Genomic DNA, 1,957 nt, shown 5'->3' on the forward strand with positions numbered 1-1,957 from the left:
TTAAAATATTCTCCAAGCTATTTGGCACGAAATCCGAACGGGATCTTAAGGAACTGACCCCGTATGTGGAGAAGGTAAATGCCGAATACGCCCTGCTGGCTTCTTTGACAAATGATGAGCTCAGGTTAAAATCCGAAAACCTGAAACAACATATATCCGATCAGCTCAAATCGATCGACGAGCAGATCGCCGGATTGAGACAGCAGGCAAGCGACGAGCCCAATGTAGATAGTAAAGAAGCGATCTTTAAAAGAATAGATGCGCTTGAACTGGACAGGAATAAAGAACTTGAAAAAGTCCTCCTCGATATCCTCCCGAAAGCATTCGCGATTGTAAAGGAAACTGCGCGCCGGTTCAAGGAAAATGATAAGCTGGAAGTTACAGCTAACTTTTTTGACCGTGACGTTGCTGCGCGCAAGTCGCACGTGTCCATTCAGGGTGATAAAGCATATTGGAATACAACCTGGGATGTGATCGGCCAGCCTATCAAATGGAACATGCTGCATTATGATGTTCAGCTGATTGGTGGCGTGGTTTTGCACCAGGGTAAAATCTCTGAAATGGCGACGGGCGAAGGTAAAACTTTGGTAGCAACTCTCCCCGCTTTCCTGAATGCACTTGCCGGACAAGGCGTGCACATTGTAACCGTCAACGATTACCTCGCAAAACGCGACGCGGAATGGAATGCGCCGCTTTTTGAATTCCACGGAATGCGCGTGGATTGCATTGACCGCCACCAGCCCAATACCGAAGCAAGAAGAAATGCCTACAAAGCCGACCTTACATACGGTACCAACAACGAATTCGGCTTTGACTACCTACGTGACAATATGTCACGCACACCGGAAGAACTGGTTCAGCGCAAGCACCACTTCGCTATGGTCGATGAGGTTGACTCTGTATTGATTGATGATGCACGTACACCATTGATTATCAGCGGACCTGTTCCACGCGGTGATGAGCAGGAATATTTGGAACTGAAACCACGCGTTTCCAGGATCGTTGAAGCCCAGAAGAGGCTGGCAATGGAATTCCTGAACGATGCGAAAAAGAAAATTGCCGCAGGCGATAAAAAAGAAGGTGGACTCGCTTTGTTCCGTGCACACCGCGGTATGCCGAAATACAAACCACTTATCAAGTACCTGAGTGAGTGGGGGATCAAGGCGCTGATGCAGGAATCGGAATCCATCTATCTTGCCGAAAACCAGAAATTAATGCCGGTAGCTGACGCGCCGCTTTACTTTACTATCGACGAGCGCCACAACAGCATTGAACTGACAGAAAAAGGGATTGACTTCCTGACTGGCGAATCGGAAGAAACCAACTTCTTTATCCTTCCAGATATCGCAGTTGATCTGGACAAAATCGAAAAAGATGCTTCCCTCAACGAGCAGGAACGCATTATTCAAAAAGAAGCATTAATCCGCGACTATTCTGTAAAAACTGCCCGCATTCACACAGTCAACCAACTTTTGAAAGCATTTACGCTTTTCGAAAAAGACGTTGAGTATGTGATCATCGACGGAAAAGTGAAGATCGTGGATGAGCAAACAGGTCGTATCATGGAAGGCCGCCGGTACTCCGACGGTTTGCACCAGGCGATTGAAGCAAAAGAAAGTGTACGCGTAGAAGACGCGACGCAGACTTATGCGACTGTAACGCTCCAAAATTACTTCCGGATGTACCATAAACTCGCTGGTATGACGGGTACTGCTGAAACGGAAGCAGGTGAATTCTGGGAAATCTACAAACTGGATGTAGTTTCTATTCCTACCAACGTAACAGCTGTTCGGAAAGATCAGGAAGATAAAGTTTACCGCTCTGTTCGTGAAAAATACAATGCGGTAACCGACGAGATTGTCGAGCTTGTAGAAGCGGGTCGACCTGTTCTGGTAGGTACTACCTCCGTTGAAAACTCTGAGATTATCAGCCGGATGCTGACTTTGCGTAAGATCCC

At 47.1% G+C, this 1,957-nt stretch carries 1 pseudogene; it reads left to right on the forward strand.

Annotated features, from left to right (window positions below):
* Positions 1–1,957, forward strand: a pseudogene (secA, locus tag ACTIE6_RS23325) (preprotein translocase subunit SecA); the annotation flags it as partial.

This window comes from Dyadobacter sp. (assembly GCF_051859145.1).
GTDB lineage: Bacteria > Bacteroidota > Bacteroidia > Cytophagales > Spirosomataceae > Dyadobacter.